General features: G+C 60.6%; 19 protein-coding genes. 5 read left to right on the forward strand and 14 right to left on the reverse strand.

Annotated features, from left to right (window positions below):
* Positions 1 to 26: 26 nt before the first annotated feature.
* The 12 genes from HFO71_RS26260 to oiaX all read right to left on the reverse strand — a co-directional run bounded on the left by HFO71_RS26260 (position 27) and on the right by oiaX (position 13845).
* Positions 27 to 1280, reverse strand: coding sequence for an ABC transporter substrate-binding protein (locus HFO71_RS26260; protein WP_131641003.1), 1254 nt, complete (start codon positions 1278 to 1280; stop codon positions 27 to 29).
* A gap of 71 nt (positions 1281 to 1351) precedes the next feature.
* Entirely contained in the window at positions 1352 to 1996 is a 645-nt protein-coding gene (dhaL, locus tag HFO71_RS26265; protein ID WP_221985444.1) for a dihydroxyacetone kinase subunit DhaL, read from the reverse strand.
* Between the two features lie 3 nt (positions 1997 to 1999).
* Positions 2000 to 3004, reverse strand: coding sequence for a dihydroxyacetone kinase subunit DhaK (locus tag HFO71_RS26270; protein WP_221985445.1), 1005 nt, complete (start codon positions 3002 to 3004; stop codon positions 2000 to 2002).
* Positions 3005 to 3059: 55 nt separating this feature from the next.
* The gene (gene apnL / locus HFO71_RS26275; RefSeq protein WP_221985446.1) at positions 3060 to 4922 is read right to left on the reverse strand and encodes a D-apionate lactonase; all 1863 of its coding nucleotides are present in this window, start codon (positions 4920 to 4922) and stop codon (positions 3060 to 3062) included.
* Positions 4919 to 5953 carry a Gfo/Idh/MocA family protein gene (locus HFO71_RS26280; protein WP_168339537.1) on the reverse strand — a complete coding sequence of 345 codons (1035 nt, stop codon included), beginning with the start codon at positions 5951 to 5953 and terminating at the stop codon, positions 4919 to 4921. Before HFO71_RS26280 ends, apnL begins: the two co-directional genes overlap by 4 nt.
* Position 5954: 1 nt before the next feature.
* Positions 5955 to 7019 (reverse strand): ABC transporter permease, encoded by a 1065-nt coding sequence (locus HFO71_RS26285; RefSeq protein WP_168259611.1) that lies wholly within the window; start codon positions 7017 to 7019, stop codon positions 5955 to 5957.
* Positions 7016 to 8566, reverse strand: a complete 1551-nt coding sequence (locus HFO71_RS26290) for a sugar ABC transporter ATP-binding protein (RefSeq protein ID WP_221985447.1) — start codon at positions 8564 to 8566, stop codon at positions 7016 to 7018. Before HFO71_RS26290 ends, HFO71_RS26285 begins: the two co-directional genes overlap by 4 nt.
* Entirely contained in the window at positions 8563 to 9207 is a 645-nt protein-coding gene (locus tag HFO71_RS26295; RefSeq protein ID WP_131640996.1) for a DUF2291 family protein, read from the reverse strand. Before HFO71_RS26295 ends, HFO71_RS26290 begins: the two co-directional genes overlap by 4 nt.
* A 73-nt stretch (positions 9208 to 9280) precedes the next feature.
* Positions 9281 to 10222, reverse strand: a complete 942-nt coding sequence (locus HFO71_RS26300) for a D-ribose ABC transporter substrate-binding protein (RefSeq protein WP_131640995.1) — start codon at positions 10220 to 10222, stop codon at positions 9281 to 9283.
* A 75-nt stretch (positions 10223 to 10297) separates the two neighbouring features.
* The gene (locus HFO71_RS26305; protein WP_221985448.1) at positions 10298 to 11125 is read right to left on the reverse strand and encodes a phosphogluconate dehydrogenase C-terminal domain-containing protein; all 828 of its coding nucleotides are present in this window, start codon (positions 11123 to 11125) and stop codon (positions 10298 to 10300) included.
* A 120-nt stretch (positions 11126 to 11245) separates the two neighbouring features.
* Positions 11246 to 12583, reverse strand: coding sequence for a four-carbon acid sugar kinase family protein (locus tag HFO71_RS26310; protein ID WP_168337334.1), 1338 nt, complete (start codon positions 12581 to 12583; stop codon positions 11246 to 11248).
* Between the two features lie 5 nt (positions 12584 to 12588).
* Positions 12589 to 13845: a 3-oxo-isoapionate-4-phosphate decarboxylase OiaX gene (gene oiaX, locus HFO71_RS26315; protein ID WP_131661201.1), complete on the reverse strand. Its 1257-nt coding sequence runs from the start codon at positions 13843 to 13845 to the stop codon at positions 12589 to 12591.
* Positions 13846 to 14022: 177 nt separating this feature from the next.
* Between oiaX and HFO71_RS26320 the strand changes: the two genes are divergently transcribed.
* Complete coding sequence (locus HFO71_RS26320; RefSeq protein WP_025396973.1) at positions 14023 to 14727, forward strand: transcriptional regulator NanR; 705 nt, start codon at positions 14023 to 14025, stop codon at positions 14725 to 14727.
* Between the two features lie 173 nt (positions 14728 to 14900).
* Positions 14901 to 15215: a hypothetical protein gene (locus tag HFO71_RS26325; RefSeq protein WP_168337335.1), complete on the forward strand. Its 315-nt coding sequence runs from the start codon at positions 14901 to 14903 to the stop codon at positions 15213 to 15215.
* 155 nt (positions 15216 to 15370) lie between these two features.
* On the opposite strand, the gene HFO71_RS26330 is transcribed toward HFO71_RS26325, so the two are convergent.
* Together HFO71_RS26330 and HFO71_RS26335 are read right to left on the reverse strand one after the other, a co-directional pair.
* Positions 15371 to 16252, reverse strand: a complete 882-nt coding sequence (locus HFO71_RS26330; protein WP_168337336.1) for an MBL fold metallo-hydrolase — start codon at positions 16250 to 16252, stop codon at positions 15371 to 15373.
* Positions 16253 to 16259: 7 nt separating this feature from the next.
* A complete protein-coding gene (locus tag HFO71_RS26335; protein ID WP_131663348.1) occupies positions 16260 to 16772 on the reverse strand; it encodes a ferritin-like domain-containing protein in 513 nt (170 codons plus the stop codon).
* Between the two features lie 196 nt (positions 16773 to 16968).
* Between HFO71_RS26335 and HFO71_RS26340 the strand changes: the two genes are divergently transcribed.
* The 3 genes from HFO71_RS26340 to HFO71_RS26350 all read left to right on the forward strand — a co-directional run bounded on the left by HFO71_RS26340 (position 16969) and on the right by HFO71_RS26350 (position 19361).
* Positions 16969 to 17793 carry a manganese catalase family protein gene (locus HFO71_RS26340; protein WP_168337337.1) on the forward strand — a complete coding sequence of 275 codons (825 nt, stop codon included), beginning with the start codon at positions 16969 to 16971 and terminating at the stop codon, positions 17791 to 17793.
* A 63-nt stretch (positions 17794 to 17856) separates the two neighbouring features.
* Positions 17857 to 18354 (forward strand): DUF4142 domain-containing protein, encoded by a 498-nt coding sequence (locus HFO71_RS26345; RefSeq protein ID WP_221982773.1) that lies wholly within the window; start codon positions 17857 to 17859, stop codon positions 18352 to 18354.
* Positions 18351 to 19361, forward strand: a complete 1011-nt coding sequence (locus HFO71_RS26350) for an alpha/beta hydrolase (RefSeq protein WP_312884355.1) — start codon at positions 18351 to 18353, stop codon at positions 19359 to 19361. Before HFO71_RS26345 ends, HFO71_RS26350 begins: the two co-directional genes overlap by 4 nt.
* Positions 19362 to 19545 lie beyond the last annotated feature (184 nt).

Below are 19545 nucleotides of genomic sequence, written 5' to 3' on the forward strand. Positions count from 1 at the left end.
TCGATCGACTGGCACCTCGGGAGGAATCAGGTTCTGCTTGCGATGAAGCTCTGCAGCTGCTTGGCGGCATCGGCCGGCTCGGTGTTGCCGGAAGCGACGTCATTGATAACGCGGAAATATTCCGTCGTGACATCGAGCGGGAACGCCTGGTCGCCGTTCATGTAGACCTTGCCGTATTTCTGGAAGATCCCCAGCCATTCCGCCTCGAGTGGCTTCTGGTTGGCATATTGTACGTTCTTGTTGACGGAGGTCGAACTCAGCTGGCCGAGCAGGTCCTGCTGGACCTTCGTCGACAGGAAGTAGTCGAGGAACTTCGCCGCTACGTCAGGGCTCTTGCTCTTGGTGCTGATGTAGTTGTACTCGGCGAAACCGTAGAGACGATCGGTGTTGGTCGGGAAGGGGAAAATCCCGTAGTCGTCGAGATTGGCGCCGGAGCCGTTAAGCTGGCTGACCAGCCAGTCGCCTTCGAGCATCATCGCTGCACGGCCTGCGGTGAAGAGGCTGTAGGACTGTTTATTGTCGATGCCCATGAATGGCTGCAGCGTATAGTCCTTTGTCCATTTCGCAAATTCTGCGAATGAGTCCGCCGCGCAGGGTTCCTTGGTCCAGTCCAGCGTCATCGCCTTCAGCGCGTCGTGCTTTTCAGCGCCGCACTTCGTTTCAAGAATAACGTCCATGAGACGCATGACGTGCCAGTTGACCGTACCGCCGAAGGTGAAGGCGGGAATGCCAGCGGCCTTCAGCTTGTCGGCTGCGGCAAGGAGTTCTTCGTAGGTCTTCGGCTCTTCCTTGATGCCGGCCTGTTCGAACAGCTTCTTGTTGTAGTAGACGGCCTCACCCTTGAAGGTGAAGGGGACGCCGTGCTTGCCGCCGGGATAGAGGTCCGCGAAAGCCGCTGCGGAGGGCAGCAATTCGTCGTTCCACTTATATTCGGAATAGTACTTGTCGAGCGGCAGGGACAGTCCGGCCTTCACATACTCGCCGCCGAGGCCGAGGCCCGCCCAGCTGAAATAAATGTCAGGTCCCTTGTCGGAGCCCGCAGCGACGCGCAAGGCAGTCTTGTGCTCGTCGACGGCGCGCTGGACGATCTCGACATGCGTCCCGGGGTTTGCAGCTTCAAAGTCTGTCGCCACCTTCTTCAGGGCCGTATTGGCGGCATTGTTGTCGAAGTTGAGGGTCCACAGTGTGATGTCTTCAGCAAGAACCGGCGTGGCCGATAGCGACGCCACGGCGATCGCAATGATGCTCGCATTCTTCAATTTCGCAGAAAGGGTCAGCATTACCGTCCTCCTCTTGTAAAGCCGGGCCCCTTGTTGCAGATAGTCATCGACATGTCAACTGGTATGACGAGCTAACCATTACGACGTTGAGTAAATTTGGCCATCGCGGCGATGATGATGACGGCGGACGCGGCGCCGGGATCGATGTGCCCGATCACGCGGTCACCCAATCGCGAAGCCCGTCCCTTGGCCGCCGTCATATTGCTGGTCGCTTCACAGCCTGCCCGCGCTGCCCGCTCGGCTGCCTCGAAGCATTGGGGGAGGGGCTTTCCCGACTGCCAGGCATCAAGTGCCGCGTCAGCCGCGGGTCTCCAGGCGTCAACCATCGTCTTTTCACCAGGTTCGGCCTTTCCGCGTTCCTGGATTCCCTGCGCCATCGCCGCGAAGACACGCAGGAAGTCGTCGTCGCTCAATACCTGCTTGTCTTTGGCGGCCGCTCCGGCGCGCATGAAGGCCGTGGCATATAGAGGGCCGGACGAAGCGCCGACCGCATTCAGGAATGCCTTTGCCGCGACATTGAATGCGGTTATCGGGGCAATCCCGGCGTCAAGCTCGCCGACCGCTTTCGCCGCGGCCTGGCAGCCCGCATCCATGGCAAGGCCGTGATCTCCATCGCCGATGGCACCGTCCAGGTCGCAAAGTTGATCTCGTTCCGCCGCGATATCCTCTGCAATCCCGGCAAACATGCGCTGCAGGTCTTCGGTCGTAAACGTCATCGATTACCTCGCAAACATCGCGCAATCACAGGGGTAGTCGATCAATTGCTGAAGCTCGTCGTCGAGATGCATGACCGTGATCGACGCGCCGGCCATTTCGAGCGAGGTGCAGTAATTTCCTACGAGCGATGTATGGAGGATGAGCCCGGCATCGTCGAGCCGGGACTTCACGCGCCGCATCATAATGTAGAGTTCCATCATCGGGGTCGAGCCCAGCGAGTTGACGAGTACCGCGACACGATCGCCCCGAACTGCTTTCATCTCGCGAAGAATGCTGTCCATGAGTTCGTCGGTCACCTCGTCGGCCGGCCTCAGCGGCTCGCGCGCCACGCCAGGCTCCCCATGGATTCCCATTCCGATCTCCATCTCCCCTTCGCCGATCAGGAAGTTCGGCCGGAGGGTCTGGGGCAGCGAACAGGGCGAAAGCGCCACACCCATCGTATAGGTTCGCGCATTGGCATGGCGGGCGACACGCTCGACATCGTCAAACGAGTAGAGAAGATCGCAGGCTGCGCCAGCGGCCTTGAAGATGAAGACGTTGCCCGCCACGCCCCGTCGCCTGTCCTTCTGATCGGCAGGGGCGGATGCCACGTCATCCGTGGTGAGCACGGTGCGTACCTCGATCTCGTCAAGCGCAAGCATTTCGGCAGCCATGTCGAAGTTCATCACGTCGCCGGCATAATTGCCATACATGAACAGCACGCCGGCGCCGCCGTCGACCGCCATGGCGCAGGCGATGATCGGATCGGGTGGCGGCGACGCGAACACGTTGCCGATTGCGGCCGCGTCCGCCAGCCCCTTGCCGACAAACCCCAGAAATGTCGGTTCGTGCCCCGATCCGCCGCCGATGACCAAGCCGACCTTGCCCTTGCGGGGTCCGTTTCTGGCAATGATCGCGCGGGGCATGTTCTCCACGGCGTACAGATGGCGCGGATGCGCCGCCAGAACGCCTTGCAGCATCTCATCGACGGCATCTGCGCCGGCATTGATAAGCTTCTTCGTCTTCATGCTGATCCTCCCAGTGCGAGCTCCACCTGCATAAATGCGGTTGCACCGCCGAAGGTCAATCCGCCAGCGGGAGGGCTGCGGTCGCAAACGGCGCGAGCAGCAACTCTTTGCCCGCATCTGCCGGCCGGCATGCGCCGCTATCGACCTTTCGTTCTTCGCCCGTCAGATTGACGACGTGAAGCCTGGCGCCTGCGGCATCTCGTGCAGTGAAAGCCAGGACCTCGGAGGGCGAGGAGGAGACGCATTCCTGCCAGGATGCGCCAGCCAATCGGGACAATGTCCGCACGGTGTTGAACAACGGGCGCAGCCCGCCTTGCTCGGTCGGTTCGGCCGGACCGGCGATCAAACCGAACGGGCCTGACAAGGCCGAGAGCGTCAGGCATTCCAGATCGGCATCGAGCACCCGTATCGCGTAACCGAGCGCGAAGGCCTCCGCGAAGCATCCATTGTGACGCGGGTCGCGATTGGCCATCGGGATGCGTGCGCCCACCGGATTGTCCATCGTACGGCTGCCATAGGGGTTCTGCCGCATCGGGATCGTCGACGGGCCGATCCGGTAGGGCTTGTCGCCGTAGATCGCACGCACCGACCGCGTGATGAAGGGCAACGCTTCCAGTGTCTGCATGACGCTGAGATCGTCGGCCGCATGCACGATCGGATTGGTGCAGTGGCTGACGAAGTCGAGCTGTCCGTCCGGCACACGCTTCCGGTTGAGCTCGGTGAAGTAGCTCAGCATACCGCCGCCAATGCGAATATCGGGAAAAGCAGTGCGGGCGGCGGAATAGACCTCATCCAGCGGCGGGCAGTCCGGCCATTTGCTGCCGGGCGGCGTCGATTGCCGGTCGATGGATGGCGATATCATGATCGCATCCGGCCGGAATTCCGCCAGCCGCATCTGGCGGGCGATCTCGGCCGCCTCGCTTGACGGCGACGATTTGCAGGGAAGGGCGATCTCCAGCGTTGAGCGGCCGCGATGGACTATGGCGATCGCAGCAAACCGTCTGAGCGCGTCGGTTCCGTGCCCAGCGCCCGGGTCGAAATGGAAGAGGAGTTCCTGGGGAGCGATCTCCGCCAGGACGGACTTTGCCGACAGCGTCGCATCGGCCTCCTCGGGCGTAATGATCACGCCGATATCAGGCATGGTGCCGGTTCGCGTCCCGAGTTCGAGGTTTATGGGGACACCCGAGGTCGCGGCCGGAGGGCGTTGCGCGGAACGGCTGATATCCTTGATAACAAGCGACGTTTTCTGCCGAACGGGCCGATTGGCGACAATCTCATACGGCCAGGGAAGCGCGAGCGGTCTGACATAGGTCTTATAGGATGCGTCCGACCAGTTCCTTTGATCTTCCATTTCAAAGGTGTCGCCCTCCATCCGGCATTCCGCCCGAACGCCAGGCATGACCTCGTGGGTGATGGCCCGCATATCCTTGAACGGCTGCCACGGCTCGATGACATCGGGAAACCGTGTCGCCACGATCTGCCCGTCGACCTGCTCGACCGTCGCCGGTGAACCCGCCACGCCGACGATCGGATGCAGGATGCAGAAGCCGCAACGGTTGGTCTCGAATCCGGTCGGGGCGATGGCTTCGGCCTCGAAGGCAAGCCGGTCCGGACTCCCGACGATGCGAACGTCGATGATGAGTTTGGTATCATCCGGTCCATCGCAACGGGCGAGATAGGTGACCTCGAAACGATCGTCACTCTGCTCGATCTTGAGATCGGCGATCTCGGGGCTGTAGGTGCCCCAGTCCCGATCGCGAACGAGATAGGAAATCCCCCTCAGCACCTCGGTTCCATCGTAGCGGATCGTGCGGAGGTTGCCGTTGGCGAGATCGGCTTCCAATTTTCCCGCTCTCAGGCGAACCGGTGGCGGATCGACGATATGGGTGCCGTAGAGCTGGAACGCATCGATCGTCATCGCAGCATCGCTCCGACATCGATTGTCTGTCCCCCGGCAGCGCTGTCATAGGCTGCCTCGACCAGGGCGAAGGTCTTCAGATTGTCCGCCCCTGACGTCGAATGCTCCGCGCCGCGCTCCAGCTGGTCGACCCAATGCTGCTGGATCGCGTAGACGCTCTCCTGGATATTGTGCCAGGGCCGCGAGGCCCATGACAAAAGCTTCGGCGACACGTCCATGGTGGTGATGCCCTTGGCGTTGGTGACTTCGAGGCCGTAACCCTGGGTCAGGCGGATCGTGCCCTCAGAACCGTCGAGCTCGATCAAGGTCTCGGGAAACGGCTCCCTGGAAAGCCTTGTGGCGTAGCTGACGTCGACGACCGACGTGGCGCCGTTTTCGTGATCGAGCAGAATGGTCGCGACATCCTCGCCCTTGATTCTCGGATTGACCCGCTTGGTGCGGGCGGTGAGCGATCGAACGTCACCAAGGATATAGCGGGCGACATCGAGCGTATGAATGCCGAGGTCTTCGATGATGAACCGTTCGCCCTCGGCCAGATAGGGCTGCCCGGAAAAGACGTCATAGGCCGAACGGAAGGAGAAGCGGCCCCAGAAGGGTGTGCCGATGACATCGGCCTCCAGCGCCTTGCGCACCGCCTGGATCGGCGTCTGCCAGCGAAAGTTCTCGTGCACCATCAGCGGTATGCCGGCATTGCGGCAAGCCTCGACCATCGCCTTCGCGTCCGACAGGGTCTTGGCGAACGGCTTCTGGCAGATGGCCGGCACCTTGTTCCGAGCCGCCATATCGACGAGAAAGCGATGGCTTTGGACCGTCGTGGCAATGTCGACGAAATCAAAACCGCCATCGGCAAACAAAGCCTCGGCATCGCTATAGCGACGATCGATGCCGAATTGGTCGCCGACGATCTTCAGCCGCTCCGGATCGCGATCGCAGATCGCGACGATGCCGGCACCTCGAACGTCGTTCCAGGCATGCATCTGGTTGATCGCAAAGAAACCGCAACCGATCAAAGCCCCTTTCAATTCCGTCATATCAACCTGCCTTTGCCATCTGCATGAGGGTGACGCGCTGCTGCAGGCGGCGCTGCGCCTGGTCGACCACGACGGCGATGATGATGACGAGGCCCTTGATGACCATCTGCCAGAAGGAGGAGACGCCCATCATCACCAATCCGTCGGATAGGATGCCGATGACGAAGGCGCCGATGATCGTGCCGCCGATCGTGCCGCGGCCGCCGGACATCGAGGTGCCGCCGAGCACCGCTGCGGCAATCGCATTGAGTTCGAAGCTTTCGCCGGTCGCCGGATGGGCTGCCATCAGTTCGGAGGAGATGACGACGCCGACGATGGCCGCGCACAGTCCGGAGAACATGTAGACGAAGATTTTCACGACATCGACCCGGATACCGGACATGCGCGCGGCCCGTTCATTGCCGCCGACGGCGAAGATGTGACGGCCGATCGGCGTCGAGCGGGCGACATAGGCGGCCAGCAGCGCCAGCACGATCAGGATCCAGATCGACACCGGCAGGCCGAGAATGCGTCCCGCGCCGAAGAAATCGAAGCCGGTCGTCGCATATTCCGGCCGGCCGACAAGGTTCGGAAATGTCTGGCCGTCCGACGACAGCAAAGCCAGACCGCGGGCGATATAGAGTGTGCCGAGTGTGGCGATAAAGGGCGCGACGTTGAGCTTGGTGATCAGCAGGCCGTTGATCAGACCGATGAGCAGGCCGATCGACAAGGTGATCAGCACGATCTCGAAGAGGTTGAAAAAGATCGTGTAGCCGATCGGCAATTCGATGCCGTAAAGGATCAGGCCGCCGGCGACCATGCCGCAAAGCCCGACGATCGATCCGACCGAGAGATCGATGCCGCCAGTGATGATGACGAAGGTCATGCCCATGGCCAGGAAGGCGTTCAGCGCCACATGCTTCGACATCAGGATCATGTTCGCGGTCGAGGTGAAGTTTGGGGCGAAGATCGCAAAGAAGATGATGACGGCAAACAGCGCGATGAAGGTCCTGAGCTTCATCAGCGTCAGAAGCACGGAGCCGTTGGCGCCCTTCGGCGCGAGAGTGGTTGATCTAGCCGCCATCATGACGCGAGTTTCCCTTGATGTCCGTGTCCCTTGGACGAAGCCGCGATAATGGCTTCTTCCGTGGCTTCGTTGCGGTCGAAGACGGCGACCAGCTGGCCGTTGCTCAAGACCGCGATGCGATCGGAAAGTGCCATGACCTCCTCGAGGTCGGAAGTCGAAAACAGAATGGCGAGCCCGTTTGCCGCCAGCCGCCGCATGGTGCGGAAGACATCGGCCTTGGCGCCGACATCGATGCCACGGCTCGGCTCGTCCATCAGCAGCACTTTTGGATTGGTCATCAATGCCTTACCGATGACGACCTTCTGCTGGTTGCCGCCCGACATCGAGGTCACCTCGAATTCCGGGTTCGGCGCCTTGATCGAGAGATCGCGGATTGCATCGCGAATGGCATTCTTTTCCGCACCCCTGTCGATATGGAAGAGCCGGGTGAAGCGGCCAAGGCTCGCCAGCGTCAGATTGGAGGCGATCGAGAGCACCTGGACCAGACCTTCCCGCTGCCGGTCTTCCGGAATGAGCGCAAGGCCCCGGCGGATACGCCGCGTGGTGTCGCGGGCGCGAACATGCTTGCCGTCGATGAAGATCTTGCCGGTCGAGTGTGCGTGACGGCCGATCACGCATTCGAAGAATTCACTGCGCCCGGCACCCATCAGGCCGTAGATGCCGAGAATTTCGCCCGCCTTGACCGACAGGGAGACATTGTTGACCGAAAGACCGCCTGTCGGCCGCGGCAGGCTGATATTTTCGGCGCGAAAGACCTCGGCTCCGAGGGCGTGGTCCACGGACTTTGCAAAGTCCTTGGCATCCGAGCCGATCATCGAGCGCACGATCCAGCGTGTGTCGATGTCGCGGACCATTGCCTCACCGGTGACCTGACCGTCACGCAGCACCGTGATGTAATCGCCGATCCGCATCAGTTCTTCGAGCCGGTGCGAGATATAGACGATTGCCACACCCTGGGCCTTCAGTTCCGCGATCACCTTGAACAGGATTTCGACCTCGGCTGCCGAAAGAGCCGACGTCGGCTCGTCCATGATCAGGATCCGGGCGTCCAGCGACATCGCCTTGGCGATCTCGACGAGCTGCTGCTGGCCGATCGGCAGGTCCTCGACCATCGTATCCGCCTCGATCCCGGCATCGAGACGCTTCAAAAACGCATTGGCCTTTTGCACCTGTGCCTTGTGATCGATCCCGAAGATGCCGCGTGTGATTTCACGTGTGGTGAAGATATTCTCGGCGACCGACATGTTGGCGAAGAGATTGAGTTCCTGGAAGATCATGCCGATGCCATTCGCCTGCGCGTGCGCCGGACTGTCGAAGGATACGGGCTTGCCGTCCAGAATGATGCGGCCGAGCGTTGGACGCTCGACACCGGCGATGATCTTCATCAGCGTCGACTTGCCTGCTCCGTTTTCGCCGACAAGGACGTTCACTGCGCCGCGGCGCAGCTCGAGATTGGCGCGCTTGACGGCGACGATACCCGAATAGACCTTCGACACATCGTCGAGGCGCAGGATGACATCGTTTTTTTGTGCCTCTCCTTCGGTCATGGGCCGACCTTCAGTTCCGAAGGTGTGACGAGCGGCAGCTCACCGCTCTTCGGCAACGGAAAGGCGCCGATCGCGGTCACCGTCTTGCCGGCGAGGTCCTCTCGCGGGATGGCGGAGAGAAAGGTGGTATTGGCCTTCTCGTTGAAGGCTTTGCCGAACTGCGCCCACTCGATCTGGTTCTTGAATTCGTTGAAATTGACGAATTCCAGCGTGTCGCGCAGCGCCGTGCCGCGCAGCGCCGGCCCGATCTGCACCTTCGCATCGGCCTTGCCGTCGCCATCGGCGTCGACATCGAGCGTTGCCGCGCGCGAGGCTGTATCGGCCGCGACAACCTTGCCGGTGATCTTCACCGCATAGGTCCATGGCGAGCTGCTCTGCTTGCGGGGATTACCGTATTTCTCGCCTGCGGCGTCGGGACTGGAAGCGGAAAGCTGCATGACGTCCTTCAGGTCGCCGGCGCGCTTCTCGAAATAGGGTACTGCCTCGGACTGCCAGATCGCCTCGACCTTGGCATTCGGGTCGAAAGCGGTCTTGGCCGCTGCCGCAGCCTTCTCCTCGGCAGTCGGCGTCTTGATGATCTTGCAACCGGGCAATGCTGCCGCCACGACGGCAGCGAGCAGGGCGCCCTTCACTCTCAGCATGCTTTGAACCTCGACGTCTTGCAAAATGCACTGCGGAGGGCGCAGCGCTGCGCCCTCCGCAAGTCGCTGCTGATCAGTTCTTCAGGGCGAAGGTTTCGAGCTTGTCGGCATTGTCGGCGTTGATGAGAACGCAGTCCATCAGCTGCTTCTCTTCCTTTGGCGTCGTCTTGTTCTTGATGTAGGCGTCTGCCTGTTCCACCGCCAACTGAGCCTGTGCATAGGCGGGCTGCAGGACCGTTGCCTTGATGCCGCCCGACTTGATGGAGTCGCGCACGTCGTTGGAACCGTCGAAGCCGACGACGATCACGTCCTTGCGGCCGGCCGCCTGCAGCGCTGCGATCGCGCCCATGGCCATGGTGTCATTGCCTGAAATGACGCCCTTGATGTCGGGATTTGCCTGGAGGATGGTTTCCATCTTCGAATAGGCTTCCGTCTGGCTCCAGTTGGCAGACTGCTTGGCGACGGACTTCAGGTCCGGATAGTCGTCGATGACGTCGTGATAGCCCTGCGAGCGGATGCCGGCATTGGTGTCGGACTCTTTGCCAACGAGCTCGACGTAATTGCCCTTCTCACCCATCAGCTTGACGAATTCTTGCGCCCCGAGCTGGGCGCCCTGGTAGTTGTTCGAGACGATCTGGGCGACGGCAACGCCGGTGGCGTTGATTTCACGGTCGATCAGGAAGGAGGGAATGCCTGCATCCTTTGCCTTTTTGACGGCGGCGACGGAGGCGTCGGCGCCGGCATTGTCGAGGATGATCGCCTTGGCGCCGCGCCCGATTGCCGTGTCGATCATTTCGGACTGCTTGTTGGCGTCGTCGTCATGCGTCATGACGAGCGTTTCGTAGCCGAGTTCCTTCGCCTTGGCTTCAGCGCCGACGGCTTCGGCCTTGAAGAAAGGATTGTCATGCGCCGGCGTGATGATGGCGATGAGATCGGCCGCAAAGGCCGGAAGAGCTGTTCCGAGCGCCAATGCTCCGGCAAAAGCTGCAAGTGTCAGTCTGCGCGTCAGTTTCATTGTTTCCTCCCTGTTGTGAATGAAGCCCCTTCTCCCTGGGGCGGTTGAGGGGAGGGTTTGCCTCCCCAAGCCGGTTCAGGTGATGCGCCGGATGCTTTCGGCGATCTCCTGCGGTTCGAATACCTTTTTCCAGTCATCGCGCATCAGAGCCGGGATGCCGAACTCTATCGCCTTGTTGCAGGCATCCGAGAATACGCCGTCGACTTCCTTGAAGATGACCGCGCCGAGCACGTTCATATGACCGAGCAGGAAGTCGCGGGCGGCCTGTTCCGGAACGCCGCGTGCCACGCATTCGTCCATGGCCTGTCGCATGACGACGAGCAGCGATGCGCAGACGGTTTCCGACAAGCCTGGTTCGAGCATGGCAAGCTGATCGACCGTGACCCGGTGCGAGCGCATGACAGGGGCCCAGATCAGCTTGGCGATTTCCTCGCCGAGCGCGTAGGCGCTTTCCGGACCCTGCATCAGTGCCGAGACGATATGCTGCTTGGCGAAGAGGCCGCCGAAGTGGTCCTTTTTCGCCTGCATGTCCGTCTCGTCGTTGAAGATCGGCGGATGGCAGGGATGGGTGACGAAGTAGGTGAGATTATCACGCTTCGGCAGGTGGCCGGCAAAGGGAGCCGCAGCGTCCAGCGCGATCACCATGGTACCTGATGCGAGCTGATCGACGATGCCTGCCGCGACTTTGCCGATCGCCGTGTCCGGCACGGCAAGGATCACCACCTCGGCGCCATCGAGCCCGACATCGACGGGCACGCAATCGACACCGAGATCATTCTTCAAACGGGCCTTGCCTGCGTCGCTCACCTCGACATGGCGGACGTCGAAACGCGAGCCTTTGAGATTTTTGGCGAGCCGGTATCCCATTTTCCCGCCTGCGCCGAAGAGGGCAATCTTAGTCATGTTTCCTCACCTTTTCCGTTTCTGGATAGGATCATATACTGGTATGATGAGTCAATCACCATATCACTTAAATAATATGATCCACACGTTTTTCTGGGTCGAGCCGGATCAGGGAAACCATCAGTGTTTCCTTCCCTCGCGGATCTGCGTGAAATAACCGTCAGTCCCGACCTGGCCGCCTTTGAGTGCGATCTGCAGGCCGTTTGTCGGTTGATAATCGCCATGCGCAAGGCAAAGCGGAGAGCCTGGCGTCTGAGGCAGTGGAAGGAGCGTCGTCAGCGCGTCGATCTTCAACTGCCTGAGCGCGTGACTGGATGTGTCGCCGCCGGCGACGACCACACGTGATAGTGCTTCGTTCTCGATCAGGCGGCGCAACATCGTGCCGAGCGCGCTCCCGAGCCGGTGACGAGCGCCCGGAAGCCTGTCTATGTCGGCGCCACGGTCCGCAGACGGGCCAAGCGCGGTATACAGGATGACGCTCTTGCCTTGCCTGAGCTTCTGGATGCCGGCCTCTACCGCCGCATCCATCGCGGCTTCGCAATGTTCCGAGACCAGCGCAAGGGGATCGAGCGCGATGCTCTCGAAGCCGTTCTCGACAGCCGTCCGGATCTGGCGCTCGGTCGTCGGCGATACGCTGCCCGACACGACGGCGAGGCGGTCGACCGGGCCGACATCCGGAAACTCGGCGCCGGCGTTGGCGATGAAGCCGCTCCGCCGCCAAGCGCTGAGCATGGCATATTCAACCCCGGAGGAGCCGGCGACAAAACTTCCCGAGCGGCCGGTGACACGAAGCAGCTGTCGGCCCGCGGCCTCCTGCGTCGCCTCGGAGTCGACATCGATGAGCAGGATCCCTTCTGAAGCAGACGCCAGATCGTCGACACGCGCATCCGCGTCCGTCGCGGTGATGGCGACGAGATCGGCGACCAGGACGGGAAGCCGGGTCTGCTTCGACAGGTGGACCGAAAGGTCCGCTTCGTCCATCGGGGTCACCGGATGGCGGCTCATGACGGGATGGCGGTCGATGCGAAAGACCCGGCCCTGGTAAGCGGCAAAGAGATTGCCGAATGCCGTGTAGCGTTTCAATTGCGGCGCGCCGACGATGACGGGCACGACGGGTTGCCCGAATACCGATCGGCCGATTTCGATCGCCTTGCCGATGTTGCCGATTTCGGGGCTGGAATCGAAGGTCGAGCAGACCTTGTAGTGGCAGATGCCGGCACCGAGCGAATTCAGCCACTCGAAAGCGCGCGCAAGGTGCTCTTGCATCCATGCGGGGGTCTCGCTGCGGCTCGTCCCGGCAATGCCGATTGCCCGGCAATTCCCAAAGCGTCCATGCAGTTCCGGCGTCGGAACGTCGAGGAAGAGCACGGTCGGGATACCGTTCGAGGCCAGGGCCTCCATGACATCGGTTGAGCCGGTGAAGTCGTCCCCGTAATAGCTGATGAGAGGTCCATCCATGGCGGTCACGCGCCCTTGCCGTCGCTGAATTTCGCAATCGAAGCGGCGAGCTCCGGATGATCTTTCGCGTAGGTCTCCAACGGGATGTCTGCGACGGCTGCCTGCCAGGCCTGCTGCACGGCCCGAACGCCGGCCGCCGGGCCGCCGGGATGGCTGACGATGCCGCCGCCGCAGAGATAAAGAAGATCGACGGTGCGGCCGGTCCGTTGATAGGTCTCGGGCGCCTGTCCTCCCCACTGACCCGAGCCGGCAACCGGAAGCGGGCAATCGGAGGCGTCGAAGAGCGGCGTGCTGACAGCCTTGAAGGAGGACACGAAGCTGTCGTCCGGCTCCCAATACTTGACCCTGATACCGTTGATCTGAAACTGATCGACCCCGAGCAGCCGCCAGAACTGCTGGTAGACCCTGAAGTCCATGCCGGCGCCCGGATCGCGTGTCAGCACGTCCCAACCGTTTCGATGCGCGTGCAGCACCAGATTGGAGCGCTTGCGCAGAAAGCTCATGCCGCCGAAGCCGATCGAGTTGATGTTGACGACGGCGCAATTGCCGCCGGCCTTGGCGACGATGTCGTGGTTACGCATCATCTCGTCTGGGTCTGCATGCGAGATGCCGAAGGCATACATGACCTTCTTGCCGGTCTTTTGCTCGTGATCGAGAATGCGCGGCATGATCGCCGCAACGCGGTCCTTGAGCGGTGAATAGGCCGGGCTCATCAGTTTCTCGTCATCCTTGATGAAGTCGACGCCGGATGAGATCAGCTCGCCGACGAGTTCCGCCGTTTCGTGCGGTCTGAGACCAAGTGCCGGCTTGACGATCGTTCCGATGATGGGCCGGCCTTCGACGCCGGTGAGGCGGCGGCTTCCGGGGATGCCGAACTGCGGTCCGGGATGCTCGCTTTTGAAGGCTTCGGGCAGTGTCATGTCGACGATGCGGATGCCGGTCATGCCCTTGATGGAGTAGACGCCGCCGATCGCAATGGTCATCAATGCCGAAAGGTCTGTCCCGATCGCGTCCAGCGGAAAGGCGATGTCGACATCGGCGCGATGAAGCAGCGTGCCGGGCGCGACCTCGGGCCAAGTCGGATGACGCGCATCTTCGAGCGGGCGGATCGCCAGCACACGGGCGGCGACGCGCGATTTCAGCTCTTCTGTCTCGCCGGGGACCGGAACGAAGGTTCCGGTCGACTGGTCGCTCGCGATCTTTTCCGCCATCGCCTCGACGTTGCCGGGCGTTTCGATGCGGTAGGTCAGGGTAATCATCATGAAACGGACGGTTGCTCCTCTCGCCACGCAGATTGCCGTGGCGTCAACTCGTGATCTGGTATAATGAGTATTCCAAATTATGAAAAGTAGAATCTCCGGATCCGCAAATTTTCGCCGACAGCTTTGTTCTCGACCCGGAAACTGTTAGGAGGAAACATTTTGAGCCAGCGAGATGTGATGACCCAGCCCCTCGAACAAATCGTCCGCCGGAAACTCTCTGACGAAGTGTTTGATCGACTTGAGCGAATGATCACCTCGGGCGAGCTTCAGCCCGGCGACGAAATGCCGTCCGAGCGCGTGCTGATGGAACGCTTCGGCGTCGGCCGGCCGGCGATCAGGGAGGCCATGCAGTCCCTTGCCAATAAAGGTCTTGTCAGCATTTCGCATGGCGAGCGGGCGAAGGTCCTCAGGCTGACGGCAAAATCGATATTCCGCCAGGTCGATCTCACTGCCAAGATCATGCTGTCGCAATCGTCGGACTCGCTGGAATATCTGAAGAGCGCCCGCATCTTCTTCGAGCGGGGCATGGCGCGGGAGGCCGCGCAGCGCGCCTCGGCAAATGATATCGCCGACCTCAGGAACATTATCGAGCGCCAGCGAATGTCGCTTGGCCGGGCCGAAGAGTTCATCGACGCGGACATGGAATTCCACACCCGCATCGCGCAGATATCCGGCAACCCGATCTACATCGCCGTCAGCGAAGCGATGCTTGCCTGGCTGAAGGAATATCATACCGAGATGCTGATCTGGACCGGCAAGGAGAAATTCACTCTCGCCGAACACGACGAGATCGTCGACCGCCTTGAAGCAAACGACGTCGATGGCTCGGAAACGGCGCTCCTCAAGCATCTCGAGCGGTCGCGAGCGCTTTACGCGAAGTAGTCGCCATTCCCCTTGCGCGTCATAGCTGTCCCTTTTGCTGTTTCAGACCTCAACCCGACTGCGCGATGGCTGTGGGCGCGGCAGTGCATTTTGTCGGCTGCAGCCGGAACAATGATCCAAGAATGAGGTTCTGAGTGGGTCAAGTATGCAAGGATCCCAAGGAGGACATCACAATGCGTATGAAACTCGTAGCAGCGTCACTTTTGGCTCTCGGCATGGCCACATCCGCCTTCGCACAATCGAATCCGGCGCCGGCAGGTGCGACCATTGATAAGAGCCAGGCCGACCAGGGTGGCGGCGCAGGCACAGACACGAAGGCCAAGAAGCCGATGGCAACGGATACCACCACGACTGGTTCCACCACCAGCGGCACGAAGGACAAGGTCAAGTGCCCCAATCCGGTCAATAACTCTGCCAATCTTCAGACGCAGGGCGGCACGAGCAATGCCACCCCGATGGACGAAGCCTGCGCAGCCCACAACAATTGATCGACCTCTTCACGCAAACCTCGCCGGATGGACTGACCCCGTAATTGGGACGGTTTATCGACCGAGAAGATTCAAGGGCTGGATCCTGTGTGTTACAGGACCCAGCCCTTGGCGTTTCGGTCTGCAATCGTTTTCGTTTAAAGTATCCGACAGTTTCAGCGAAAGGCGTCGTTACCGGATTTGCCGGGCTTTGCCGGGTCAAGATCGTAACGACCGCCTTTTGGCACGGCAATGTCGCGGAACGACTTGGCTAGACGATGCAGCTTGTCCCTGGCATTTTGGCCTTTTACCGGTAGGCCGTGTCCGCTGATGATAAGCTCCGGCTCCAGCGAAGCGACAAGTGCCACGGATTTTTCCGCCTCTTCCCAGTCGGGCGTGAAATACCGGGGCGGCCCGTGCATTTCCGGGGTCTGCACGATCGCCTCATATGCCGATTCCTGTCCTGTCGTGATAATGGCATCGCCTGAAATCAGCGTGCGGTCGCTTTCGCGCCACAGCGAGATATGGCCTGGCGAATGGCCGGGCGTGTGGATCCATTTCCATCCCGGCATTCCAGGGACGGTTTGGTCGGCGGGCAAGATTTTGAGCCACGGGCGGACGTCGACCGGCGAGCGCGGGTAAAGTGGTGAAAGCAACGTCATCGCACCTCCGCCAGCCATGGGATCGGCGGGAGGATAGGACGCCTGTCCTTCCAGATATGGCCTTTCCAGCGGATGCGCAAAGACCGGAACCTCCCAAAAGCTAGCGAGACTTTCGACGGAACCGGCGTGATCGAAATGCGCATGGGTCATCACGATCGCGGCAGGTCGCGCGTCGCCGAAGCGCAGGGACGCACAAGCCTTGATCTTGTCGGCCGAGGGCGAAAGTCCCGTATCGATCAGGACCCAAGGCTCCGGACTCATCGGATCGCCATAGAAGACGACGTTGACGATCGACATGGTGCGATAAGCGAGATCGGCGGCGATAACGTTTGTTCCATCCGCCGATTTCTGCGTCGGGGCAAGGTCCGTCTCGGACAAAGGAAGTTGATTCACCATGCCGGACCTAGACCTTCGCCGTTTCGCCCACCTGCCGCAGCGAGAGAAACTTTGCCGTGACCGCGGCCAGATTGTCATTGAGCCATTCGGCCATTGCCAACTCCTCGTTCAGATTTGCCTGAAGGCCAGTGATGGCGGCGCCATGTCCCCCTGCCTCGGCAACCACCAACAGCGACTTGTAAGCTGCCGCCTCGTAATTTTCGAAGGCGAAATTGGCGAAGGAATTCTTCAGGATTTCGTCGCCTGCAACCGTATGGCCGAGGGCTGCCATCGATCCTGTGAACGACAGCGCCATATCTTTCAGCGTCGAATTGTCCTCGTTCAGACTGTCAAGGATTTCCTCCAGACGGACGATCTGCCCGTCGGTTTCCCGGATATGGGCGTCGAGCCGTTGGGCAACCTCCGGGTAATTCTCTATACGTTTGAGCTGCGGTTTCATGATGCTAAGCGCTTGGTTTTCCATCGCATGGGCATTTTTCAAACCGGCGACGAAGATGTCCCTAATGTCGGTTCCTGGCATTTTAGGTCCTCCTTGTTGGTTGATGCCTAACTGCGATCAACCGCCCTGGTTCCGCGACCTCAGCCCGGAAAACAGCTTCAATTCCAGGATATTTCCAAGAGGCGGGAACCGTCTCTCACATTTCTTGTTGGGGCCGCTTCTGGATGTCAGGTCCACTCGCCGAACGTGGCGAGCAACCCTCAAGAAGGAGAAATCGATGTTTTACACGGACGGAAAGCTGCAGTTCCCGGTTCGGGTCGAGACCCCCGATCCCCACTTCGCCCGCGCGCTGCAACAGGCGATCGGCGGGGTCGAAGGCGAGATCAGGGTTGCCATGCAATATTTCTTTCAAGCCTGCGGCGCCCGCGGCAACCCGAAGTTTCGCGACCTGTTGATGAACACGGCGGCGGAAGAACTCGGGCATATCGAGATGCTGGCGACCGCGGTGGCGCTAAACCTCGAAGGCGCGCCTGTCTCGGTCAAGGAACAAGTTGCGGGTGACCCCGTGGCAAGCGCGGTTCTCGGTGGACTGAATATGAAAAACCTTCTTTCGGCAGGTCTTTCGGCGATGCCCGTCGATTCGGATGGCGTCCCGTTCGACATGTCGCACATCTATGCCAGCGGCAATATCGCAGCCGATATGACCGCGAATGTCGCGGCGGAATCCACCGGTCGCGTGTTGGCGACGCGGTTGTTCAATCTCACCAATGATCGCGGGATGAAGGAGATGCTTTCCTACCTCATCGCCCGAGACACCATGCACCAGAACCAGTGGATGGCGGCACTCGAGGAGCTTGGCGGGCCATCGAAGGTCTTCCCGATCCCCAACGGCTTCCCTCAGGAGCAGGAGTTGCAGGAATTCAGCTACGCCTATCTCGGGTTTCAGCAGGATGGCAGCGAGCCGGTTCCGGGACGATGGTCGGACGGCAAATCAATCGACGGCAAAGGAAGCTTCAAGACAATGGTGCCGCAGCCCATGGGACAAAAGCCCGTTCTTGGGCCGGCAAAGCCTGATAGCGGCGCACAAGCCGAGCAGAGTTGAGCCGGCAAGTGGGCGGGCGACCAGTCGTCGCTCGCCTTCGCCCTGCGCATTTGGAGAACAATGATGAAGCTCACGTTCAATCTTTGCATTCTTTTGTTCGTTGCAGCGCCGGCCTTTGCTGCCGATGACGCTGCCCGTCAAAAGGCCGTGGATTTCGCCACCCGCGCCGCCATGTCAAACATGTTTGAGCTGAAAGCAGCCGAGATTGAAGTCGCCAAGGGCGCGGCCGAAGATGCAAAGCAGTTTGCAGGCGACATGTTGAAAGATCATGGGCGAGCCGGCCCGATTCTGGCGGACGCCGCCAAGGAAGATGGCGTTCAACTGCCCGCTGGCCTCGATGACGAGCACAAGAAGAAGCTCGAAGCGCTGCAGCAAAGCGATCCGCAAAACCTGGACCAAGCCTATCTTTCGACGCAAGTGACCGCGCATCAGGAGGCCGTGGCGCTCTTTTCAGATTATTCGAAAAATGGCCCGGACGGGGCATTGAAGCGCGCCTCGCAGAAGATTTTGCCCGATCTGAGAATGCATCTGACGAGGATAGAAGGGCTGACCTCAAAGTGAGAGGAGCGACGATCGGGGACGAAGCAGGCGACGGGACACTGTCCTTCACCACGCAGGAACTCAGCGGCGCCCGAAAGTTCAATGCCTTCCTCGGCCTTCTTCCCCGCTATCATGTCGACCGGCGCTGGAACGCCAGATGCGTTCAAACAATGACTAAGGCGGCGCAGTCGCTCGTGCCCGACGGACCGATACGCCGCGGCGAAGCCGTCAGTCGCGTCGTCGTTGCCAACGGCAGGGAGATCGGCTTGAGGTTGATCGTTCCAAAGGGGATTCGCCATGGTCTCTATGTCCATTTCCATGGTGGTGCCTGGGTGATGGGCAATGCCCGTCTCGACGACGGCATTACCCGCCCGATCGCACGGCGTTGCCAGACACTGGTGGCCGCCGTCGATTTTCATAATGCCATCGATGATCGTCTCGACGTCACTGTGCACGACTGCAGGACGGCAGTCGATTGGCTCGTCGACCATCTCCCCGAACTCCAGGTCAAGCGCATCATCCTCGGTGGAGAGTCGTCAGGCGCGCATCTTGCGGCAGAGGCGCTGCTTCATCTGCGCCAACGCGGCAAGGCGGAATTCGTCGCGGGGTTCATTTCCATGTGCGGCGGCTTTGATCTGACGGGCTCGGAAAGTCTGCGACAGTCAACGGGAAGAAGCCTTGTCATCGATGGACCATCGGCACTTCGAAACCTGCAGCGTTTGACGCCGAGCCTTTCCGGACGGCAAGCTCGCGGCCCCCGGTTTGCCGATCTGTCCAGCCTTCCACCCGCTTTGTTCATCGCTGGAGCACTCGATCCGATCATCGATGACAGCCTGTCAATGAGCCTCCACTGGCAACAGCAAAACGGCAACGCCGACTGTGCCGTTTTTCCGGAGGCGCCGCATGGCTTTAATCGATTTCCAACGAAGTTGGCGGCAAAGGCAAATGGCCTTGTCAGAGCGTGGATCTCCCGCCGCCTTGAAACAATTTGGATCTCCCCGGGCGGGTTAGGCGGCCAATCGCGGTAGCCAACCGCGCTGCGAAAAATCCGACCCCAGTATCACAAACATGTTTCGTCCGGAGACGCGATAGCAGCCGGCTTCGTCTCTGCACGCGTGGATCTCTCCGTCGAGCGGATGTTGGTTATGACCGTCGAATCCTGCCGGCCTGTTTGTTGCGCGGCGCATTGACGCACCACCCGCGGAATGATAC

This window comes from Rhizobium laguerreae (assembly GCF_019778565.1).
Lineage (GTDB): Bacteria > Pseudomonadota > Alphaproteobacteria > Rhizobiales > Rhizobiaceae > Rhizobium > Rhizobium laguerreae.

Bases quoted from the DNA above. Each gene is read 5' to 3' on its own strand.
- HFO71_RS26260 (WP_131641003.1), bottom strand. From the start codon at position 1,280: ATGCTGACCCTTTCTGCGAAATTGAAGAATGCGAGCATCATTGCGATC.
- dhaL (WP_221985444.1), bottom strand. From the start codon at position 1,996: ATGACGTTTACGACCGAAGACCTGCAGCGCATGTTTGCCGGGATTGCA.
- HFO71_RS26270 (WP_221985445.1), bottom strand. From the start codon at position 3,004: ATGAAGACGAAGAAGCTTATCAATGCCGGCGCAGATGCCGTCGATGAG.
- apnL (WP_221985446.1), bottom strand. From the start codon at position 4,922: ATGACGATCGATGCGTTCCAGCTCTACGGCACCCATATCGTCGATCCG.
- HFO71_RS26280 (WP_168339537.1), bottom strand. From the start codon at position 5,953: ATGACGGAATTGAAAGGGGCTTTGATCGGTTGCGGTTTCTTTGCGATC.
- HFO71_RS26285 (WP_168259611.1), bottom strand. From the start codon at position 7,019: ATGATGGCGGCTAGATCAACCACTCTCGCGCCGAAGGGCGCCAACGGC.
- HFO71_RS26290 (WP_221985447.1), bottom strand. From the start codon at position 8,566: ATGACCGAAGGAGAGGCACAAAAAAACGATGTCATCCTGCGCCTCGAC.
- HFO71_RS26295 (WP_131640996.1), bottom strand. From the start codon at position 9,207: ATGCTGAGAGTGAAGGGCGCCCTGCTCGCTGCCGTCGTGGCGGCAGCA.
- HFO71_RS26300 (WP_131640995.1), bottom strand. From the start codon at position 10,222: ATGAAACTGACGCGCAGACTGACACTTGCAGCTTTTGCCGGAGCATTG.
- HFO71_RS26305 (WP_221985448.1), bottom strand. From the start codon at position 11,125: ATGACTAAGATTGCCCTCTTCGGCGCAGGCGGGAAAATGGGATACCGG.
- HFO71_RS26310 (WP_168337334.1), bottom strand. From the start codon at position 12,583: ATGGATGGACCTCTCATCAGCTATTACGGGGACGACTTCACCGGCTCA.
- oiaX (WP_131661201.1), bottom strand. From the start codon at position 13,845: ATGATGATTACCCTGACCTACCGCATCGAAACGCCCGGCAACGTCGAG.
- HFO71_RS26320 (WP_025396973.1), top strand. From the start codon at position 14,023: ATGACCCAGCCCCTCGAACAAATCGTCCGCCGGAAACTCTCTGACGAA.
- HFO71_RS26325 (WP_168337335.1), top strand. From the start codon at position 14,901: ATGCGTATGAAACTCGTAGCAGCGTCACTTTTGGCTCTCGGCATGGCC.
- HFO71_RS26330 (WP_168337336.1), bottom strand. From the start codon at position 16,252: ATGGTGAATCAACTTCCTTTGTCCGAGACGGACCTTGCCCCGACGCAG.
- HFO71_RS26335 (WP_131663348.1), bottom strand. From the start codon at position 16,772: ATGCCAGGAACCGACATTAGGGACATCTTCGTCGCCGGTTTGAAAAAT.
- HFO71_RS26340 (WP_168337337.1), top strand. From the start codon at position 16,969: ATGTTTTACACGGACGGAAAGCTGCAGTTCCCGGTTCGGGTCGAGACC.
- HFO71_RS26345 (WP_221982773.1), top strand. From the start codon at position 17,857: ATGAAGCTCACGTTCAATCTTTGCATTCTTTTGTTCGTTGCAGCGCCG.